Source organism: Collinsella sp. CLA-ER-H2 (assembly GCF_040092405.1).
In the GTDB taxonomy this organism is placed as follows: Bacteria; Actinomycetota; Coriobacteriia; order Coriobacteriales; family Coriobacteriaceae; genus Collinsella.
In genome coordinates this window covers 1-946 of record NZ_JBBNLO010000065.1, presented here as the reverse complement: position 1 = coordinate 946, position 946 = coordinate 1, and the positions used below count along the sequence as shown (strand labels likewise).

The window sequence follows — 946 nt, the reverse complement described above, 5'->3', positions numbered from 1 at the left end:
CTGCGCCCCGAAACTTGGACTGAATAAATAGCGACTACGCCGCAAGGGCCCGGTTCCGGAACTCCTCCGGCGTCAGGCCCTTCAATCTTACCTGCCTGCGCCGCGTGTTCCAATGGGCTATGTACCCCTCCAGGTCGCGCTTGAAGTCCCCGAAGCTGCCCCACTCCCTGCCGCGGTAGAACTCGTCCTTCACGTGGCCGAAGAGCTGCTCGGTGGCGGCGTTGTCGATGCAGTTCCCCTTGCGCGACATGCTCTGGGTGATGCCCGCCCCCTCCAGCCTGGAGGTGTAGGACTCGTGCTGGTACTGCCAGCCCATGTCCGAATGCATGGTCGGCGCCGCCCCGTCGGGCAGGGCCTCGAGGAGCCGGTCGAGCATCCTGTGCTGCTGGGCGAGGTCCGGCGAGGTCGATATGTCGCTCGCCACGATCTCCTTCGTGCAGAAGTCGAGCACCGGGGCCCAGTAGGCCTTGGCGCCGGCCACCTTGAACTCGGTGACGTCGGTGCCGAGCTTCTGCCACGGCCCCTCGGCGCCGAAGTCCCTCGCGATGACGTTCTCGAACGTGCTCCCCACGAGCCCCCTGTAGGAGCTGTACCGGCGGCGGGAGCCCCGGCGGCGTATCCCGCACCGGATGCCCATCTCGCGCATCATCTTGAGCACGGTCTTGTCGGCCACGACCGCGCCCAGCTCGGCGCGCAGGCACATGGCTATCTGCCGGTGCCCGCAGCCGTTGGCGGTGCGCGAGAATATCTCGGCCGCGGCGTCGCGCAGCTCGGGCCGGGTCGGCCTCCGCGGGTGCGCCAGCGCGTAGTAGTAGGTCGACCTCCTGAGCCCCGAGCACTCCAGCAGGTGGCGCAGGGAGTGCCCCTCCGCGCGCAGCGCCCTCACCGCCTCGGCCGCCGCCCTGGTCAGAGCCCGTCCCGCTCGACCAGGGCGCGCAATTTTTTT

Annotated in this window: 1 protein-coding gene; it reads right to left on the bottom strand. The window is 68.6% G+C overall.

The window, feature by feature from the left end:
- Positions 1-34: 34 nt before the first annotated feature.
- Positions 35-946: IS3 family transposase (locus AAAX59_RS09655; protein WP_349071607.1), on the bottom strand; the 912-nt coding region annotated here is incomplete at its 5' end.